Annotated in this window: 22 protein-coding genes and 1 pseudogene; 16 read left to right on the forward strand and 7 right to left on the reverse strand. The window is 56.4% G+C overall.

The window, feature by feature from the left end; translation table 11 throughout:
* Nucleotides 1-52: 52 nt before the first annotated feature.
* Both FFS62_RS17005 and FFS62_RS17010 read right to left on the reverse strand, forming a co-directional pair.
* The gene (locus FFS62_RS17005; protein ID WP_137974034.1) at nucleotides 53-1,009 is read right to left on the reverse strand and encodes a FecR domain-containing protein; all 957 of its coding nucleotides are present in this window, start codon (nucleotides 1,007-1,009) and stop codon (nucleotides 53-55) included.
* Between the two features lies 1 nt (nucleotide 1,010).
* A complete protein-coding gene (locus FFS62_RS17010; protein WP_137974035.1) occupies nucleotides 1,011-1,520 on the reverse strand; it encodes a sigma-70 family RNA polymerase sigma factor in 510 nt (169 codons plus the stop codon).
* A 263-nt stretch (nucleotides 1,521-1,783) separates the two neighbouring features.
* Here FFS62_RS17010 and can point away from each other — a divergent pair, with 263 nt between their 5' ends.
* On the forward strand, nucleotides 1,784-2,428 hold the full coding sequence (gene can, locus FFS62_RS17015) for a carbonate dehydratase (RefSeq protein ID WP_137974036.1): 645 nt from the start codon (nucleotides 1,784-1,786) through the stop codon (nucleotides 2,426-2,428).
* Entirely contained in the window at nucleotides 2,361-3,329 is a 969-nt protein-coding gene (locus tag FFS62_RS17020) for a DMT family transporter (RefSeq protein WP_137974037.1), read from the forward strand. The genes can and FFS62_RS17020 overlap by 68 nt, the downstream gene beginning before the upstream one ends.
* A 4-nt stretch (nucleotides 3,330-3,333) precedes the next feature.
* On the opposite strand, the gene FFS62_RS17025 is transcribed toward FFS62_RS17020, so the two are convergent.
* Complete coding sequence (locus tag FFS62_RS17025; RefSeq protein ID WP_137974038.1) at nucleotides 3,334-3,540, reverse strand: hypothetical protein; 207 nt, start codon at nucleotides 3,538-3,540, stop codon at nucleotides 3,334-3,336.
* 284 nt (nucleotides 3,541-3,824) lie between these two features.
* Nucleotides 3,825-5,117, reverse strand: coding sequence for a hypothetical protein (locus FFS62_RS17030; RefSeq protein ID WP_137974039.1), 1,293 nt, complete (start codon nucleotides 5,115-5,117; stop codon nucleotides 3,825-3,827).
* Between the two features lie 429 nt (nucleotides 5,118-5,546).
* Between FFS62_RS17030 and FFS62_RS17035 the strand changes: the two genes are divergently transcribed.
* Nucleotides 5,547-6,854: a DNA cytosine methyltransferase gene (locus FFS62_RS17035; RefSeq protein ID WP_256662289.1), complete on the forward strand. Its 1,308-nt coding sequence runs from the start codon at nucleotides 5,547-5,549 to the stop codon at nucleotides 6,852-6,854.
* 13 nt (nucleotides 6,855-6,867) lie between these two features.
* Here the strand turns inward: FFS62_RS17035 and FFS62_RS17040 are convergent, their stop codons facing one another.
* The 3 genes from FFS62_RS17040 to FFS62_RS17050 all read right to left on the reverse strand — a co-directional run bounded on the left by FFS62_RS17040 (nucleotide 6,868) and on the right by FFS62_RS17050 (nucleotide 10,620).
* Complete coding sequence (locus FFS62_RS17040; RefSeq protein WP_137974040.1) at nucleotides 6,868-8,037, reverse strand: hypothetical protein; 1,170 nt, start codon at nucleotides 8,035-8,037, stop codon at nucleotides 6,868-6,870.
* 2 nt (nucleotides 8,038-8,039) lie between these two features.
* On the reverse strand, nucleotides 8,040-10,070 hold the full coding sequence (locus FFS62_RS17045) for an ATP-binding protein (protein ID WP_137974041.1): 2,031 nt from the start codon (nucleotides 10,068-10,070) through the stop codon (nucleotides 8,040-8,042).
* Nucleotides 10,071-10,347: 277 nt separating this feature from the next.
* Nucleotides 10,348-10,620 (reverse strand): hypothetical protein, encoded by a 273-nt coding sequence (locus FFS62_RS17050; protein WP_137974042.1) that lies wholly within the window; start codon nucleotides 10,618-10,620, stop codon nucleotides 10,348-10,350.
* 115 nt (nucleotides 10,621-10,735) lie between these two features.
* Between FFS62_RS17050 and FFS62_RS17055 the strand changes: the two genes are divergently transcribed.
* From FFS62_RS17055 to FFS62_RS17110, 13 genes and pseudogenes are all read left to right on the forward strand, one after another.
* A complete protein-coding gene (locus FFS62_RS17055) occupies nucleotides 10,736-11,008 on the forward strand; it encodes a DNA-binding protein (RefSeq protein WP_137974043.1) in 273 nt (90 codons plus the stop codon).
* A pseudogene (locus tag FFS62_RS23195) lies at nucleotides 11,001-11,129 on the forward strand (Arc family DNA-binding protein); the annotation flags it as partial. The gene FFS62_RS17055 and the pseudogene FFS62_RS23195, both read left to right, overlap by 8 nt.
* 22 nt (nucleotides 11,130-11,151) lie before the next feature.
* Nucleotides 11,152-11,439 carry a DUF5447 family protein gene (locus tag FFS62_RS23200; protein WP_171016373.1) on the forward strand — a complete coding sequence of 96 codons (288 nt, stop codon included), beginning with the start codon at nucleotides 11,152-11,154 and terminating at the stop codon, nucleotides 11,437-11,439.
* A gap of 4 nt (nucleotides 11,440-11,443) precedes the next feature.
* Complete coding sequence (locus FFS62_RS17065) at nucleotides 11,444-11,713, forward strand: hypothetical protein (RefSeq protein ID WP_137974045.1); 270 nt, start codon at nucleotides 11,444-11,446, stop codon at nucleotides 11,711-11,713.
* A gap of 179 nt (nucleotides 11,714-11,892) precedes the next feature.
* Nucleotides 11,893-12,255 (forward strand): hypothetical protein, encoded by a 363-nt coding sequence (locus tag FFS62_RS17070; protein WP_137974046.1) that lies wholly within the window; start codon nucleotides 11,893-11,895, stop codon nucleotides 12,253-12,255.
* Between the two features lie 15 nt (nucleotides 12,256-12,270).
* Nucleotides 12,271-12,456 (forward strand): hypothetical protein, encoded by a 186-nt coding sequence (locus FFS62_RS17075; protein ID WP_137974047.1) that lies wholly within the window; start codon nucleotides 12,271-12,273, stop codon nucleotides 12,454-12,456.
* Complete coding sequence (locus tag FFS62_RS17080) at nucleotides 12,453-12,668, forward strand: hypothetical protein (protein ID WP_137974048.1); 216 nt, start codon at nucleotides 12,453-12,455, stop codon at nucleotides 12,666-12,668. Before FFS62_RS17075 ends, FFS62_RS17080 begins: the two co-directional genes overlap by 4 nt.
* Nucleotides 12,669-12,673: 5 nt before the next feature.
* Entirely contained in the window at nucleotides 12,674-12,886 is a 213-nt protein-coding gene (locus FFS62_RS17085; protein WP_137974049.1) for a major capsid protein, read from the forward strand.
* A gap of 122 nt (nucleotides 12,887-13,008) precedes the next feature.
* A complete protein-coding gene (locus tag FFS62_RS17090; protein WP_137974050.1) occupies nucleotides 13,009-14,478 on the forward strand; it encodes a virulence factor TspB C-terminal domain-related protein in 1,470 nt (489 codons plus the stop codon).
* Complete coding sequence (locus tag FFS62_RS17095) at nucleotides 14,478-14,792, forward strand: DUF2523 domain-containing protein (RefSeq protein WP_137974051.1); 315 nt, start codon at nucleotides 14,478-14,480, stop codon at nucleotides 14,790-14,792. The genes FFS62_RS17090 and FFS62_RS17095 overlap by 1 nt, the downstream gene beginning before the upstream one ends.
* 2 nt (nucleotides 14,793-14,794) lie before the next feature.
* Entirely contained in the window at nucleotides 14,795-15,979 is a 1,185-nt protein-coding gene (locus tag FFS62_RS17100; RefSeq protein WP_137974052.1) for a zonular occludens toxin domain-containing protein, read from the forward strand.
* Between the two features lie 137 nt (nucleotides 15,980-16,116).
* On the forward strand, nucleotides 16,117-17,397 hold the full coding sequence (locus FFS62_RS17105; protein ID WP_137974053.1) for a hypothetical protein: 1,281 nt from the start codon (nucleotides 16,117-16,119) through the stop codon (nucleotides 17,395-17,397).
* Nucleotides 17,394-18,428: a tyrosine-type recombinase/integrase gene (locus FFS62_RS17110; protein WP_137974054.1), complete on the forward strand. Its 1,035-nt coding sequence runs from the start codon at nucleotides 17,394-17,396 to the stop codon at nucleotides 18,426-18,428. Before FFS62_RS17105 ends, FFS62_RS17110 begins: the two co-directional genes overlap by 4 nt.
* Nucleotide 18,429: the final 1 nt, after the last annotated feature.

The raw sequence follows: 18,429 nt of genomic DNA on the forward strand, positions 1-18,429 counted from the left end.
AAATCTTGCAGATCGTTTGGTTATGAGCTTATGAGCAGCGTTCGTGAGGCAGTCAGACGGCACTGATGGTGACCCACAGATCGGTGCGTCGGGCCACGCGAATCGGCAGGGTGCGGCTGAGGGCTTCGAGCACCAGATCGCTGTCGTCCAGGTGATACAGGCCGCTGACACATAGGCCGGCGACGGCCGGATCGAGGCGCAGCACGCCGCGCCGGTAGGGGCGCAGGGCGTCGATCACCTCGCCCAGTGGCCGGTCATGCACTTCCAGCAGGCCATTGACCCAGGCGGCTTCGGCGCCCCGGCTGGCCAGTGCGGGGCCGAAGCCCTTGCCATCGAAGCTGACCTGGCTGGCCGGCGGCAGGTGCAGCCGCGCGCCGTTCGGGCAAAGCAGCTCGACGCCGGTGGCGAAGCTCACCACCCGGCAATTGTCATCACCCTGGCGCACCAGCAGTTGATCGCCGGCCAAACGGGCCTGGCCCAGGCGGGTATCGATAGTGAACGGCTGCCCCGCGCCGGCGGCCACCTTGAGCAACATTTCGCCGCTGCGCAGGCGCACATGGCGCTGCTGGTTGCTGAAGTCGAGGTCGACGGCACTGCGCGCGTTGAGGATCAGCTGACTGCCGTCCTGCAGCTGGAAGGTCTGTCGTTGGCCGGTCGGCGTTTGCAGGTCGGCGCTCAGCTCGGCCAGGGGCACGCTGCGGTTGGCCAGCAGGCCGCCGCCGAACATCAGGCCGGCGCCGACCAGCGTGTGCTGCAGGAACTGGCGGCGGCTGGACGGCGCCTCCAAAGCCTGGCGTACCAGGTCGCTGCGCACGCCCTGGGCCACCGGCACCTGGAACACGCCGAGGGTCTTTTCCAGGCCGGCACAGAGGTCGTCGTGGCGTGGGTCGGCGGCGCGCCAGTCAAAGTAGGCCTGGCGCTCGGCGGGGCCGGCCTGCCCGGAATGCAGCAGCACGATCCAGCGCGCGGCTTCTTCGATAAGGCGATCCTGTTCGTTACGTTCGCTCATGTCATTGCCGGCTCAGAGTGAGGCAGCGCTTGACTGCCTGGGCCATGTAATCGCTCACCGAGCGCTGGGAAATGCCCAGCGTGGCGGCGATCTGTGGGTAGGTGAGGCCGTCGACCTGGGACAGCAGAAAGGTCGCCTTGACCTTGCTCGGCAAGCCGTCGAGCAGGCGATCGATTTCCAGCAGGGCTTCGAAGAGCAGGGCGAGGGCTTCGGGGGAAGGCGTTTCCGGTTCGTCGTCCAGGCTCAGCGCCTGCAGGTAGGCCCGCTCCAGATCGCGACGGCGCCAAACCTGGTACAGCAGACGCTTGGCGATGGTGGTCAGCAGCGCGCGGGGCTGGCGGATCGGTTCGGCGGAGGGCGCGCGCAGCACCTGGAAGAAGGTTTCCGCGGCGATATCTTCGGCGCTGGCGGCACATTCCAGGTGTCTGCGCAGTCGCCCGCACAGCCAGTCGTAGTGACTGCGGAACAGATCGCCCACCAGGACGCTATGCAAACTGTCGGCACCGGACATCTACGGCTCCAAGTCGAAAGGGGATGCAGAGGAGTCCGGTGTTCCGGTGAGCGCATGCTAGAAGGGCTTCTTATTCTTTAAAAATACTTTGATTTTATTTTTATATAACTTTTTGGTTTTTATGAGCGCACAGGTAAACGGGTTGCCAGGCGCTGCGTGGTGGATTGGTGCATCTGGAATAGCCGCTGTGGCTCCGCCCGCATGCGGCTTGTCAAAGCAACAGCGCCTCCGTATGGTGCGGCGCGAACCGGGAGAATTAAGCGATGAGCGACCTGCAGCACCTGTTCGACAACAACGCGCGCTGGGCCGAAGCGGTCAACGAGAAGGACCCGGAGTTCTTCGCCAAGCTGGCCAAGCAGCAGACCCCCGAGTTCCTCTGGATTGGCTGTTCGGACGCCCGCGTGCCGGCCAACGAGATCGTCGGCCTGCTGCCGGGCGATATCTTCGTCCACCGCAACGTCGCCAATGTGGTGCTGCACACCGACCTCAATTGTCTCTCGGTGATCCAGTACGCGGTCGACGTGCTGCGGGTCAAACACATCCTGGTCACCGGCCACTACGGCTGCGGCGGCGTGCGCGCGGCCATACAGGACCGCCAGTTCGGCCTGATCGACGGCTGGCTGCGCTCGATCCGCGACCTCTACTACGAGCAGCGCGAGCACTTCGCCACGATCGAGAACGAGGAAGACAAGGTCGACCGCCTGTGCGAGCTCAACGTCATCCACCAGGTGGCCAACGTCAGCCACACCACCATCGTGCAGAACGCCTGGCATCGCGGCCAGGAGCTGTCGGTGCATGGCTGCATCTACGGCATCAAGGATGGCCGCTGGAAGAACCTCAATGTCACCGTCAGCGGCCTGGAACAACTGCCGCCGCAGTATCGCCTGCGCCCGTTCGGCCAGTCCTGAGGTGCCGCGCGCGCAACTGCTGGCCTGGCTCGGCTTGGCCCTGGCCAGCCTGTTCTGGGCGGGCAACTCGCTGGTAGCGCGGGCCTTCACCGGCGCCATCCCGCCATTCTCCCTGGCGTTCTGGCGCTGGGCCGTGGCCTTGATGATCCTCCTGCCGCTGGTCGGTCCCTCGCTCTGGCAGCATCGCCACACGTTGCGCAACGCCGGCTGGCGGCTGTGGTTCGCCGCGCTGCTGGCCATCACCCTGTACAACGTCCTGCTCTACACGGCGGCGCTGAGCACCGCGGCGATCAACCTGAGCCTGGTCAGCACCTGTCTGCCGCTGGCCACCTTTATCGGCGCGGGCTTGTTGCTGGGGGAATGGCCGGCGCGGCGCGCCTGGGTCGGCTTGGGCTTGGCGCTGGTCGGCCTGCTGTGGCTGATCGCCCAGGGCAACTGGCAGGTGCTGGCCAGTCTGTCCTTCGCCGAGGGTGACCTGCTGATGGTGCTCGCCACGCTCGACTGGGCCCTGTACTCGCTGCTGCTGCGCCGCTGGAGCGCGCATTTTCAGCTGCCGCCCTTCACCCTGCTCGGCGCCCTGGTGCTGATCGGTTTGCTGATGCTGGCGCCGTTCTACGCCTGGGAACTCTGGCAGGGCGCTCGCTTCGAACCCAGCCTGCCCAACCTCGCTGCCATCGGCTACACCGCGCTGTTCGCCTCGGTGCTGGGCTACCAGCTATGGAACATCGGCCTGCGCGAACTGGGCGCCGCGCGCACGGCCATGAGCAACTACCTGATGCCGGTATTCACCGCCATCCTTGGTTGGGTATTGCTGGGGGAAAGCCTGCAGACCTACCACTGGGTAGGCGGCGCGCTGATCGTCAGCGGCCTGTTGCTGGCCGGGCGCGGGCAGAAGAGCTAGACGCTCAAGGCGTGGTGATCTGCAACCCGCTCAGGGCCAGCTTGACGAACAACCACCAACCAGCGGCGCTCAGCACGCCCAGTACCGAATAGCCGACCACGATGCCCAGGGCGATCTGCTTCCACAGCCCGGTGTAAGTCTGGCTGGGTGTACTGGCGCGCTGCAGCGGCACGTCGCGCTCGGCGCGGATGTTCTCGAAGTTGTCTCTCATGGTGGTGTCCGGAGTGGGGGGCGAATGCAGGGGCTGCTCAAGCTAATAGAGCGCTACTTGGCATGAGTGCTCAGCAGAAATGTAGGGGACTATTGTCGGTAAGGGCTCAGGTGCCGGCATTATGAATCACCTGCGTAGAGCCCTGCTGGACCAGATAGCCCCATAAATTGGGCCTTCCAGCTGCCCTCCGGCCCCACTAAACCAGACCTCTCCAGAAAAAGTCGGCGATGTAGTCACCCAGAAAAAGCCCTCTCCCGCATACGCGAGAAAGGGCTCAAGCTGATTTACGGTAGGAGACGTACAGCGGTGCACTGAGGCACTGCCGCCACCGTCGTTACGGTAGACAGCAGGAACTTCCCATCCTGTTGCAGAGAGATCTTGCTGGCATAGTCCGAGTCGCTAGCAGCGTTGTATGTCGCAAAGCCGTTTACGCCAACGGTGGTATCCAGGGTGCCCGCGCCGTCAGTTCTTAGCGTGAGAACGTCGCGAGTCGGGATGTTATTCACGTTGGAGCCATATCCAGTGCCGACAATCTCCCCGGTCGGAGTGATTGCCACGTCATACAGCACATCTTCGGGAACAGGGGAGTCATACATCTGATAGCCCACACCGCTGCCGAAGGTAAGATCCAGCGGATTGGCTCCGGATGTGTTGAAACGGGCTAGGAACGCTTTGGATGCCCGATACCCACTAACAACCAGTTTGTTATCGCTCTGGATCGCACCAGCCTGGAGGCGCGTGGTGGCATCGCCGAAATTGGTGGCCAGGCGGCCGCTTGAGCCAAAGGTCGTATCACGCTTTCCGTTGGCCAGAATCTTCACAACATAGGATGTGCTGCCGTCCCGGCCTACACCGTAGATGGTGCCGTCCGGCGCAAGTACTACATCTTTGCCGTCGCCGGTGTGTAGGGTCGATCTACCAGCTGCGTAGTTATTGAAGGTGGCATCGAAGCTGCCGTTAGCATTCAGCTTGGTGATCGTCGCATTCCACACAACGGCCGTCGTTTGGCTGAAGTCAGAGGAGGCGGCGATCAGAATCTTCCCATCAGGAGTAGTCGCTACAGCGCTCGGTAGATCCTGTTCGTTGATGGAATTGTTGGTCGAGTAGGAATAGATCAGGGTGCCGGTGCCGTTGAAGGTGGTATCTAGGGTGCCATCGGTGTTCAACCGAATAACCATCGCATTTGCGGGCGCTGCGCCGTTGTAGGCGATGGCCACACCGACAAGCTTGCCGTCTACTTGGAGAGCTGCGTCGACCAGCTTAATGTTGGTGTACCCGGCAGGCCTGGGGACGTTTACAACGCCGTCTACCCCATAGTCCCAGTCAACGTTCTGACCATCCGCGTCGTACTTGGCGACGAACATGGATCGAGTGCTGGAAGGAGTGGCGCCAACCAGAAGCAGGCTTCCATCGGCCGCCTGTAGGGTAGCAACCAGATTGCCGCATCCGATCGCGGCGGGGAGGGTCAGCGTCCCTGCTGTACCAAAAGTAGTGTCCAGATCGCCTGGGGCGGCGGAGGCGGTTCCAATGGCCATGCAGTTCGCAAGAACGATGGCGCTAGCAAGTTTCTTGTACATACGAGTCCCTGTATAGAAAGATTGATTGATCGACCTTGGTGCTTTCCTGCTGCTCTACAGCAGTCAGTAGAGTAGGTCGCAATCGAGAGTAGGTTAGGCCATTTCCTGGCGTCAATAATCCGTTCGCCAGGCCGTTTCTCCCTGTTCGCCGGCATTGAATCACCTGAATGCCGCCAGATTAACTCCTATATGCCCATAGAATGAGGTTATGTGCTTATTTAGGCCTCACTGATGCATACCAATCCATAAAGCTGGATTAAGTAGTCACCTCTAGTTTGGTCGTTCTGGTGACTATTGACGGTTGTTTTTATTGTGGCTTGAAAATTGGCATGGCAGTGCTGGTGCAGAAGAGGCGATAATGTAATTACTCTTGCTCGAGCAAATGATTATTTATTTTGTGCCAGTAACGTAGGATTTCGCTATCGTGGCTTGAGTTTATTGATTTACTTGCTTGTGTGCTGTAAAATAACTTGGTTTTATATTCTGGGTTTGGCTTTAAATATGATAAATAAGCGAAAAGCTAAACAGACCTTCATTGATTTATTTTCAGGTTGTGGCGGCTTATCTCTTGGGTTAATGCGGGCCGGCTGGGAAGGGCTGTTCGCGATTGAAAAAACCGAGTCGGCTTTTAATACTTTGCGGCACAACTTGGTCGCTGGTAACAAGCATAGATATGCATGGCCTCAGTGGTTACCCCAAAAAAATATGGAAGTTGGTGAGCTGATAGCGAATTATGGGGCTCAATTAAGTGCGCTGCGCGGCACTGTTGACCTGATTGCTGGTGGCCCTCCGTGCCAGGGGTTCTCACATGCAGGTAAACGCAATCCTGATGATCCTAGAAATAAACTTGCTGAACAATATATTCAGGTGGTTGAGATTGTTCAGCCTAAGTACTTGCTGCTTGAGAATGTTCGCGGATTTAATACGAAATTTTCAAAGGAAGGAAGTGAAGATAGTGTGCCCTATTCTAAAGTGGTCAAAGAGCGCTTAGAAGCATTAGGGTATGGAGTGGCGTTTAGGATAATAAAGAGCTCTGAGTGGGGGGTGCCACAGCACCGGCCGAGATTCATCTTAATCGCGAAATTCGGTGTTGCTAGTAGTGACTTTGAGCCTTTTGCTGAGCTTGATCAGTTTCGAAAGGCTTTTCTAAAGTCAAAGGGGTTATCTGCGGATAGAGCTGTTACAGCAAGGGATGCGTTATTCGATCTTGAGGTCGCTGGAAAAAAGCTTGTCGCTAATACAGACTCTGATCAAAAAGGTTTTTTTGAAATTGATTTCGAAGAGCATTCACAGCCGAGCAGCTATTTAAAACTTCTACGTGAGGGCGCTGGTGGGCTTGCGCCTGATAGCATCCGATTGCCAAGGCACTCAAAGGAGGTAATAGATAGATTTAAGTTGATCTTGGATAGGTGCCCTAGAGGTATTAATGTGCCCAGAGATCTAAAGTTAGAGTTTTCCATAAAAAAACAGGCGATAACTCCGCTTTGTCCTAACTCCCCCTCTGCTACTGTAACTACTCTCCCTGATGATATTATCCACTACTCGGAGCCGAGGATATTAACTGTTAGAGAGAATGCTCGTTTGCAGTCTTTTCCCGATTGGTTCTCTTTTCAAGGAGCATATACAACGGGGAGTAAACATCGGAAGTTTTCATGTCCACGGTACACCCAAGTTGGTAATGCCGTCCCGCCTTTGCTGGCAGAGGCGTTAGGTGGGTTAATCAAAAGGGCCATCTGACGATGGCCTTTTTTTATAGTCCCATTTGCGTATCGTAAGTGGCAGTATTCCAGCCAGCATCCTCTAGAAGAATTTTCATTTCCTTGGCGCAATTGCCCCGCAGCTTTTCATTCCCCTGCAGTAGCTCGTCGACGTCTAAAGCGGTGCATAGTTTCCGCACAGAATTAGTCTTATCCCGCACCTGTACCTCCGCTAGGGGTTTGGTTTTCGCTGCATTGAGCTTAGCTAGACCCAACGCATCATCTTTTTGGACGGATTCTTTCGTGATTCTAATAACATGAGAGTACATGTCTGGGAAGTCATTACCCTCATGTACGTTGTATTTCATGGAGCTGGTTACTTCCATTCTTGCTTCATAGTCATAGACTGTTTGGATTAGCCAATATATAAAGCAGATTTGAAGTATCTCGGACAGCTCTGATGGGGTTATTTGTTCGTCTTGCAGAGTATCTTTCTGCGGAATGATATGCCGAATTCGATCGCCGTACTCTTGGATGGCTTTGAGGAAGGCATCATCACCTTTTAAGCTTTCAGAGAATATTCTGTCTAAATTGTTTAATAAGTCCTGCGTGATGCCGCTCTTGTCTGCTCTTGTGGTGATAAAGAGTAGCCAGGGAGTGTCTAGCATCCTGTTAAGCTGGAGGGACAGAATGCTCATCATTGAGTCGATGGTGTCCTGCTTAAATACGCCATCGCAAAAGTCTAGGTTGATTAAGTGGTAGGCGCCCAGCTCTTTTATACGGCGGAGTGCTAATGACTGATTGCTAGAAATTGCTTGGAAGTTGAAGTGCTCAACCTTTGAACTAGCGTCAACGTTGGGTCTGTCTAGTAGCTCACTTAATCTTAAGTTGGCAGCTTCATGCTCTTTTGCTGTGTCAATAAATCCATGTATAAAGATTTTTTTATTGGCGTGATCTGAAGATAGCTTTTTGCTGAAGTAGCTGACATCCAATAGGTCGCTGCCTGGCAAGCCAAAGTATTTTATGGTCTCAATGCCCTCATACTCTGGGTATCTTTGTAAGAGAAAGTTAAGGTGATACCACCACTGTGAGTCTCTAACAAACTGCTTTCTTGGCTTATGCCATGCAGAAAACTTCTTGATCGTTTCTTGCTGTTCTTGTGCGCCAGTGATTTCTTGTAAATTAAGCAGCTGCGGATCACCATCTCCAAAAATACTATTCATTTCTATCCCTCGAAACTAATAATTTGGATGATGTCTTCGATTAGGCGCTCTCTCTGTGTGGAGTTGAGGTTATTCAGTGCGCCATAGCTTTCCAGTACTTGTACTATCGCTTCTGTTTTTGCTTCTATTGAGTGGATCTTGGCGGTCGCTGAGGATGATGTCTTAGATAATTCAAGGAAGCGCTTTTTGTTAACCTTCACTGTCTCTATTGGAAGGTCTGCAGTTTTCACCTCTCCTCTAGAGGATGAAGCTGCTTTTTCTCCATCAACAAGAAAAAGATTACTTACATCTGAATAGTCAAGTCCGCTTTTTTCTACGCTTCGCTTTACAATTTGGGTGAGGCCGCTCTCGAATTTCTGTGCGCGCACGGTGTTATTAGCTTTTAGAGCCTCTTTCTTTATAGTCTTGTATTTTGTTACTACCTGTCGAATGGCTTGGTGAAGCCATTTCATTATCATTTGATAGTGAGGGTGTGAAATATTAAAGGATTCGCGGTCTATATTTAATGCGGAATCCAGGCCGTTATTCACGAATATCTCAATGGTAAGCTGGCTTTTTATGGTATGTTCTGCTACCTGGTGTTTCATAAAGGTTTCATCAAATAATGTTCCTGATGAGTTGTTAACCCTTATTAGTGAGCCATTGTGATCTCGGGGTATGATTTTGGGTGCCCATAAAATGTACGCATCAAACGATAGCCCGCCCCCCGAGTCGTGGAGGTCTAAGCTGGAAAGATCTGGCGAATAGCTTCCAATAAAAAGAATTGGATCTTTTACTGCCGCTCCTGATTTTGGAAGATCTTTGAATTTTAGCGGACGGAATAATTGAACGCCGTCAATTGTGACGTTGAAATCAAGATTTTCGTAAGGTTTTTTATTTTTAAGTGCCGTGCTAATGAGCGTGCTTTTAGGGAAGTCTTCACACTGGCCTTTCAGCTTGTTACTAATTACGAATAGGTTGTCTATGTCGTCAGTGGAGTGGTGGAATGGATGTTTGTCAATATAGTTTAGAGGTATTGATAGGCTAAGTGTCCAAAGCATGTTTAAATAGTTGTCAAGGACAACACCTAGCTTCGGATTGGTAGTTTCTTTTGTTAAGGATAGGACTGCATCATAAAGCTTGCTAAGCTTTTCATGGGCCTTGTCCTCAGAACTCCATGGCAGTTTTGGTTGTCTTTCGGCATCGGCGTAATACTCAAAGCCGTCATTGCCGAAATAATTGCCCACGTGAAAGTTGGGCTTTTCTAATTTCGAGGAGTTTAGAATATCTTCCTCGCCACCTTTTTCGCCATCCTTCTCTGCTTCTGCGGATTCCTGTCCCCAGATATCGATGCTACGCAGTTGGTCTTGCGCGCTCTTCTTAATATTTCGAAGTATTATATCTGTGCCGTGAGCCTCATAGTTATCGGTGGGCTCAGTCCAGATTTCAACTATGCCGGTTTCGAAGCTCGCTCCTCTCGCTTCTAGCCCTTCTTTTTGAGCCTTTATCTCGGTATCTCTTATATATTCTTCTGAGTAATTGTGCAGGCGAATTTTTGCCTTTAAGTAGAAGTCTGTGTTTTTCTGCTTTGTAATAATGTCGAAGTCTCGGGTCAGCTGAGCTACGCTAAAAAGACCAATGCCTATTTTTCCTATTAGTTTTCTTTTTTTATTTCTGCTAAGAGTGTTGTCATCTTGGTCAGTAACTTCTAGGCCATTTCCCTTGAAACTGCGTTTTGCGCTGGCCCCGACATGGTTGAGGAGGTTTACTAGGGTCTCTACGGACATTCCATTGCCGTCATCTCTAACTGTTATCGTCTGGAAGCGAGGGACATCCGTATCAATAATGACATTCTCGGCGTCCGCGTCGTAGGCGTTCGATATTAGCTCTCGTATTGCTGATCCCGGCAGCCGGTAAATTCCGTCGGTTACTCGTGCCAGAACCTTCTCGTCTGTTTCGAGCTTTGTTTTCGCTGCGACTCCAGACTCTTGGAAGTTTTTTATTTCCTCCACAAGTTTGAGTTCTTTCTCGTTTAAGAAAGCACTGGCTGTCATAGTTAAATTCCTTTTTGCCAGTTAACGGCATGGATTGTTTTTTGTAGAGCTGTAAACCAGCCGACCCAGAGTAGGTCTTTTGAGCGAGAGGGTATCGAGAAGCCACGTTGAGCGGCAGATTGCGGTGTGTTTGCGAAGATCATCCGTGGCCACGCCTCCATGAAGAGCCTTCTGATTGTGTGGCATTACCTGGCCACTAGGCAATTCAGTTGCTAGGCAGAGAGTTCCTTGTTTCGTCCTCTGGCGTCCCAGGGCCTAGCTACTTGCTTTGTGATCGCTATCCCGCGTTTGGATTGCTCAAGTTTTGATTGGCCTCATCATAGGCCGGGCTGGTCTGACCCATCTCTGGCGCTATCTCGCCACTGATCATCCACCAGCGGTAGTGAGGATAGAGCCTGCTGAGCTCTTCTACCTCTACGGTGCTGATTCTCACCTCTTTGTTGTAGAGCACGGTTCTCCAGCGGTTCGAGCCGATCGGAGTTTCCCGGACAAGCCGATCCATGCCAGCCATAGAAGCAACGGTTCTAACCCGATCGTCAATTGCGCTCATTTGTTCTAATTATCTTGCTCAAATAGTTTGAATTGATCCATGGTCTTTCCTATAGTTTGTTCAAATAGTTTGAAACAAGCTATTTGAGGATCTTCCGGATTATAGGGCAAAGAACATGGAACAGTCTGGTGTAGTGGGGCTTTCGTTTGAGGGGAATCCCGAGCGCGTAACCGATTTTCGTGACGCGCCGTTCTGCTCGCAGCAGGTCTTGGCTGAAATGATGGGCCTCGACCAGATCACTGAAGACGTAGTGCGGGGCTGGGTCGAAACCAACACCGTCCCGACCGTGAAAATCGGCCGCCGCCGCGTCATCAACCTCCATCGCATACGCCGCGATCTCGACCGGGGCAAAACCATCTTCTGCGCAGGGGACTACGCAGATGAATGAGCGCACCTTTCCTCAGTTCAAGCTCCGCATGCCTCCGGTACTCCGCGCCCAGGTAAAGCAGGCCGCCCAAGCAGCCCGCCGTTCCCTGAACGCCGAACTCGTCTTCCGCCTGGAACAGAGCTTCGCCTCGGAGGTGCATGCCCATGAGCCTCAATCCATATCGCCGCGTCCCGCACGCCGAAACCTGCGACTGCTCTGTCTGCTGGTCCCGTCGCGTACCGGCTCCCGCGCTCTCCCAGTCCACACCCTGCGACCAATGCCGCCCCGCGTCTGTGGCCAAGGTCGATGGAATCTGGAAGGCGAGACCGGCTTCCACCTGCGCGAAACACACGCCACCGCGCCGGCCCCCGAAGTACTGGAACGTTATTTACGACTCGGGCAATCCAACGCCCTTCGTTCCAGTCCGCGAGCCGTTCGAGCTGGAGGGCTGAGCTAATGGCCGTCTCCTTCCGCCTCGGTCGCTATCTGGTTCTGCTGCTGGGTAATTGGTCGGTCCCGCTGGTGATCGGCATCGCTCTCGGCGTCGGTCTTAGCACTTGGCAGCTCACCGAAGAGGCCGATCTGCTCGAAGAAATCTTCACCCGCTCTATGCAATCGGTGGTCGAGTCCTGCGAGGCCGCAACCGATCCACCGCCCGACAAGCCATCGCCAGCGGCGTCCGGGACTGGTCCACCAGTCGCGGGCGACGGTGGCGACACGGGATGACAAGGGCCGTGGCCCTTGGTGTTAACGCGACAACGGCCAGCGCATAGGCCGAGTTTTAAACCCCCGGCAAACCGAGAAACCCCTCGGGCGAAAAACTGAAAAGTTCGCCCGTGTGGACCCGCTCGGCCTGCTGAAAGGCAAACCGCGCAATCAGGCGCACCACAAGCGAGGCAATACACATGGCACGTTCCACTATGGAAGTCGTTTTCCTGGGCACCCAAAAGACCGAAATGGAAGGCGCGAAATACGTAAAGGTCTTCTACGGCGATGAGCCGGACGGCAAGACCGAACACGGCCTCTCCATCATCGGCATGGCCGTCGCCGACGATCACGCTGACGAGGTCTTCGCCGCTGGCGCTCACTTCGAGCCGCTGGAAACCGTCCGCATCACCTTCGAGGTGGATCGTGGCGGCCAGAACAAGGGCAAAAATCTCGCCCTGCACATCGAGTCGGCCAAGCCCCGCGCTGCCACTCAAGCCAACCCACAAACCCCGGCCAGCAAACCGGCCGCCACCCCCAACAAGCCTGACGCTCAGGCCTAACGGGAGGGGCGGGCCGTGCTGATCCATGACCGTGTTCTCTGTGACGAGTGCCTGTGCGTCATGGGCCAGCTGCATCACCAGCCCGCCTCGCAATCGGACTTCCTGGCCGACCACGGGACTGCGCCGCATTACGCGCAGTGCCCGGACTGCCAGCAGTCCTGCGAGCCCTCCGAGCCTGCGGCCCTGGAGCAGCTCGCATGAATTTCATCGCCTGTGATGGGGATTGGTCGGTCGGTGCCGCTGGAGAGATTCAGTGCGCCGGTCAGCTGGTGGCCATCACTGGCGAAGAAATCCGGGAGGAAATCTCTCCCGGCCTTACCGACGAGGAAGCCCAGCTCCTGCTCGACGCGTCCATCGGCCTGTTCGCGCTGGTGTTCGTGTTCCTTGTCTTTCGCAAAGCAATCACGAGGTAACTCCCATGCAAGTACGTAACACCCTGCGCAAGTTCGGCACCGTCCTCGGTGCTTCCGCTGTCATCGGCGCCACCAGCATCGGCCAGGCCTATGCCGACGCCGCTGCAGCCGCCACCAAGATCACTGGTGCTGAAGCCGATGTGGAAACCATCGGCTATGCCGCCCTGGGTCTGGTCGTGGTGGCGGCGCTGTTCAAGTACATGCGTCGCGCCGTGTAAGGCAACAAACCCCGCTTCGGCGGGGTTTTCCCTTTCGCCATGCACATCGACCCCAACACCTTCTATCTCGTCATCGTGACCCTGGCGTTTGCCGCCTTGCTGCTGCGCCTGTGAGGCCCTGCATGCAACGTCTGCTGATCTGTCTCGTCCTTCTCTGTACCGCGCTGAATGCCCAAGCGGCGCGAATGTGGGTTGGCAAAAATAGCCTGCACGCCACTGCCGAAGCGGCCTGTCTGTCCCGCAAGTCCGATCTGCATCAGGGCACCTTGCGCGTCACTGTGCGCACCTGGGCACCCAACGGGGCGGATGCTGTGTGCTCGTGGACGCACGGTACCGGCTCGGCGTTCACTGTTGGCGTGACAGGCCAGTGCGAGGCTGGTCAGACTGCATTGACTCCCACCTCAACCAACTCCGCATTGTGCGGCTGCCCAGAAGGTAGCCCGATGCTGGAGAACGGCACCTGCGGCCCCAAGGAAGACCCCTGCGAGTCTTCGGCAGGCAGTTTCTACAGTCACGAACACCGTATTGGTGGCCTGGGCGGTGGCGCCCGTACTGAGCCACCCGGCAGCATCTGCAATGGCTCCTGCCAGTACTCCTTCGATTTCGAGGTGCAGAAGTGCTATCGCTTCGTCGACAACACCGACAAGGACGGCGCTTATTGCACGTACCGCTACAAGGGCAGCGGTATCTCCTGCACCGCTGACAACCCTGAGCCCGGCAATCCGTTTGATCAAACGCCGTCGAAACCGCCTAGCGATACCACCCCGACGCAGAACAACGAGAGCGGCTGCACCGAGTGGACCGCCACGTCCGACGGCACCGGCACCCGCACCTGTACTTCCTCTTCCAGCTCCACCAACCCCGGCAAGATGGATTGTGGCTCCGGTGGCTCGACGGTGGGCTGTACCTCGGGCAATCCGGCGCCTGCGCACAGCGAAACCAACACCACCGAGACGCAAACCAAGACCACCAATCCGGATGGCTCGACCAGTACCACCAGCCAGAGCGACACCACGAAGATCGACTGCAAGGGCACCAGTCCGTGCACCACTACCGGTAAGAGTGAAACCAAAACCTCGGGCACCAACGCCGATGGCTCTCCGGGCAACGAGTCCAGCACCTGCACCGGTGCGGGATGCACGCCTCAGGATGGCAACGAGGAAGAGGAAGACGAAGAAGAGGTGCCTCGCGAGGCATCAGTGGGCGACTGTGAGAGCAACTCTTTCGCTTGTGCCGGTGACGCCATCGACTGCGCCGTCCTGCGCGAGCAGCACAAACAAACCTGCTTTGCCGAAGAACAGGCCGACTTCCCGAACAAGCGCAACGACATCGAATCGCTCTTCGAAGGCGATGACTTCGAGCTGAAGGAAGGCGAGATCTCGGCCCCCAGCATCATCAGCGGCGCTACCCGCTTTCTCCCCGCCGGCTGCCCACCACCGGAAACGGTCTCCCTGTCACTGGGCAGCGGCCACAACCTCGAATTTCGCTACGAGCCGTTCTGCCGGCTGGCGACGGATTTGTCTTGGATGATCGTCGCGGTCGCGAGCATCTGGGCTGCCATCTACGTCGGCCGCGCCTTTGGAGGTGAGTGATGCATTTCTTCTACCTGGCGCAGCTGTTCCTGATCATCGTTGTCCCGCTGATCAAAACCGCTCTGCGAGCCTTGGGCATCGGCGTGGTTGCCTATGTCGGCATCAACCTCGTCATCGACGAAGCCAAGGACTACGCCATCGCCAACCTCGGCAACATGGCCCAGTCACTGCAAATGATCCTTGGCCTCGCCAAATTCGATGTCGCGGTGAATATCTACTTCGCCGCCATCGTTACCCGGCTGACCCTCAACGGCATTGATCGCATCGCTGATCGCCGTACCAAGCTCCAGCACAACACCACCTTCACGGCCTGATCATGCTCTATATCCGCACGGGCCTGCAGGGCCATGGCAAGACCCTCAACACCATCAAGGAAGTGGATACCAAGGCCAAGGCCGAGGGCCGCACCGTCTACTTCCACAACGTCACCGACCTCGACCCGAGCAGGCTGCAGGCCGAGTGGTATCCCTTCGAAGATCCGCTTAAGTGGTTCGAGCTGCCGGATAACGCCCTGATCGTGGTGGACGAGGCGCAGGGCTGGTTCGGGGTACGTGATCCGCGCAAGGAAGTCCCTGAGCACATCAGCCGCTTCGAGATCATGCGCAAGCAAGGTCACGAAGTGCACTTGATCACCCAGGACCCGCGATTTATCGACGTGCATGCCCGGCGCCTGTGCAACAAACACATCCACTACTGGCGAATCTTTGGCAGCAGCAAGGTCTCTCGGTACGAGATTGAGCGGGTCTACAACGACGTCGAAAAAATCAACGGCTGCAAGGATGCGAGTCGCACCATCATCGGCCTCGATAAACGCTACTTCGGTGTCTACAGCAGCGCCAAGGCCGCGCATCACTTCAAGTTCAAACCTTCGAAGAAGCTCGTCTTCCTGCTTTTGGCCGCTGGTATCGGTTTGTTCTGCGCCTGGCGCGCCTACGCCCTGATCTGGGGGCAGGAGTCACCTGATGCGCCCAGCGATGCGCCCGCCAAGGAACAAGCCGGCAACCCGGTCACGGACATCGCCAAGTCGCTAATTCCTGGCGTGACTCCGGCTGAGACCAAGACCCTCACACCGGCCCAATACATCGCGCGGCATGTCCCCCGGGTGCCGAACCTGCCGGCCTCGGCTCCGGTGTATGACGATCTGACCAAGCCGCAGTCCTTCCCGCGGCTGTACTGCCTGTCCAGCACCGACCCCGATACATACGCCCGCAACTTCGCACGCATGCCGCACGCCATCGTCAACGGGAGGGAGACGGTGTGTCAGTGCTACACCCAACAGGCCACCAGAGTGCAAACCGACTTCGCCTTCTGCATGCAAACGGTGGAGTACGGCTACTTCGATCCTGCGATCCCCGATCGCTCGAAGAACGCTTTCGGGCAGCAGCAGATAGCGCCACGACAGAACCCGACACCGGCCAATGCATCACCGCAACAATCACCTACACAGCCCAAGGCGAGCACTACGGTCGCGGACTACGAAAAGGGGCGTTCTCAGTGGTGAAGACCAGTCCCGCGCGCGGAGCTTTTTGCGCCAGCGCGAGCCGGCGAGCGCGGCGCAAAAGCACGCGCGGGACGACCCTGTAACACGTCAGATAAACCAATAAACAGAACCCGGTAAAACCTGGTTAATGGGGAAAAATGAAAGCGAAGGACTTCCACCGCATCGATATCGAAACCGGCACTGAGAATCCAGAGAGCCGGCTTTTCGTTGATCCCAACAAGGTTGGCTTCATCGACCTGAACCACATCCGCTTGCTGCGTTGTGGTGTCGATACGGTCCGCCAGCTTTATCGCGGGCTGATCCGCCCGGAAATCATGGCGCTGTTCGAGAACCCAGGCACCCTGGTTAATTTCGCGGGTGAGCGCTGGCATTCCGGCCGTGTCGGCAAGGACTCCGGTTACCAGTACAAGCTCCAGAATGCCGACCTGGGCTTCGTCCTACTGGTGAAGAACTTCAACGCCAAGCTCGACGCCATCGGCCCACACCTCAAGATTGAGGTGTCTCCCCATGCCATCGACAACCTGAGCCCCGAGCGCCTGCAACAGCGCCTCGACCACTATGCCGGCCACGTACTGACCAACGTCGAGCGCAATCAGTGCGCGGTGCATCTGGCCCTAGATGTACAGGGCTGGGAACCGCCCGTGGATCTGGTAGCGCGCATGCACTGCCGCGCGCGCAATCATCGCGACATCTCGGGCATCAATGAGATCTCTTGGGCTACCAAGTCCAGCGTCTACGGGCGTGGGGAAACCTCCATGTTCGGCTCTGCTGGTGGCATTCAGCTGTGTATCTACAACAAGACCGAGCAGGCCCGCGCCACTGACAAGCTCGACTACTGGGAAACCGTCTGGAGGCGTCGCGATAGCTTCGACGAGGGCGATCCGCAGAACTACAACCCTGAGCAAGCCGTGTGGCGCGTCGAGCTTCGCTACCACCACTCCATCATCCAGCAATTCGCCTCCGGTTCCATGGATGTGCGCACCGGCGCCCTGGTCCAAACAGACTCCTTCGCCGCCTTTGCGGGTCATCTGGACGGCCTGTGGCGCTATGGTCTGGGCCAATTCAAGCTGCTGATCCGTCCCGGCTACTTTGATCCGGCATGGACCCTGATGCGGGATGATGTGAGCGTGGATCTGCCGGTGGATTCGCTGCTCGACGAGACCAACTACAAGCGTCACTACAAGACCGCCCGAGGCTTCTCCGGTAAGAACGTCGAGCTCTTCCTGGGTAACTTCGTCAGCCTGTTGGCAAGGGAAAGGGTAGGGGCAAAAAAGGGCTTCCAGCGCCTCAAGGAATGGGAGTGCTGGCCAGTCATTCGCGATCACTACGCCGCTAAGGAAATGTCGGAGCGGGATCTATACATGCATATCCGCGACCTACTCGAAGAGCGCCACGTTCGGTGGGGAAGGGCAGTATGACCGTTCGCAAAGACGGCAAAACGTGGACGGCTGACTTCTATGAGAATGGCCGTTCCGGTCGACGTATTCGCAAGAAAGGCTTCTTCACCAAAGCCGCCGCCCAGCGCTACGAGCAGGATTATTTCGCCTCGCTCAGCCAGACCGGCCGTCCCCATGATGATCGCCTCTCGGATCTGGTTAAGGTCTGGCATTCCCTGCACGGCTGCTCTCTCAAGGATGAGAAAAATCGCCTTGCGCGGACCCTGGCTACCGCTGAGCGCTTGGGCGACCCGCGAGCCTCCGAGTTCGATGCTTTGGCCTGGGCACGATACAGGCAGCGCCGGCTAACCGAAGTTACGCCGCATACGGTCAACCACGAGCAGCGCTATCTGTCGGCAGTGTTCTCCGAATTGATCCGGCTCGGTGCCTGGGTCGGTAATAACCCGCTGGCCAAGGTCCGCCAGATCAAGACCGACCAGACCGAGCTGACATTTCTCACCCTGGATCAGGTCGGGCGCCTGCTGGATGAGTGCCGCAAATCCACGAACAACCACACCTATCCGGTTGCCCTGATCTGCTTGGCCACCGGTGCCCGCTGGGATGAAGCCGAGTCCCTGCAACGGTCCGCCATCTTTGGTGGAAAGGCTCACTTCCACCGGACGAAGAATCGCCAGTCGCGGTCTGTACCGATCCCGAAAGAAGTCGAGGAAATCGCCATCAGGTTGGGTATGCCTGGGAGTGGTCGGCTATTCATGTCGTGCCGAGCGGCATTCCGCTGCGCGTATCTGCGTTGTGGCTTCGACACTCCTGGGCAGATGACTCATATCCTTCGCCACACCTTCGCCAGTCACTACATGATGGCGGGCGGCGACATCCTCAGCCTACAGCGCATTCTGGGCCATTCCTCGATCACCATGACCATGCGCTATGCACACCTGTCACCGGATCATCTGGAGTCCGCATTGCGTTTTTCGCCGCTGGCTCAGGCTGGATATGTGCCGTTGACGGCACCGTCAATGGAGCGTAGATTAACGCTTAACGTTAAGGATTAAT

The sequence above is a fragment of the Pseudomonas sp. F(2018) genome (assembly GCF_005508865.1).
Lineage (GTDB): Bacteria > Pseudomonadota > Gammaproteobacteria > Pseudomonadales > Pseudomonadaceae > Aquipseudomonas.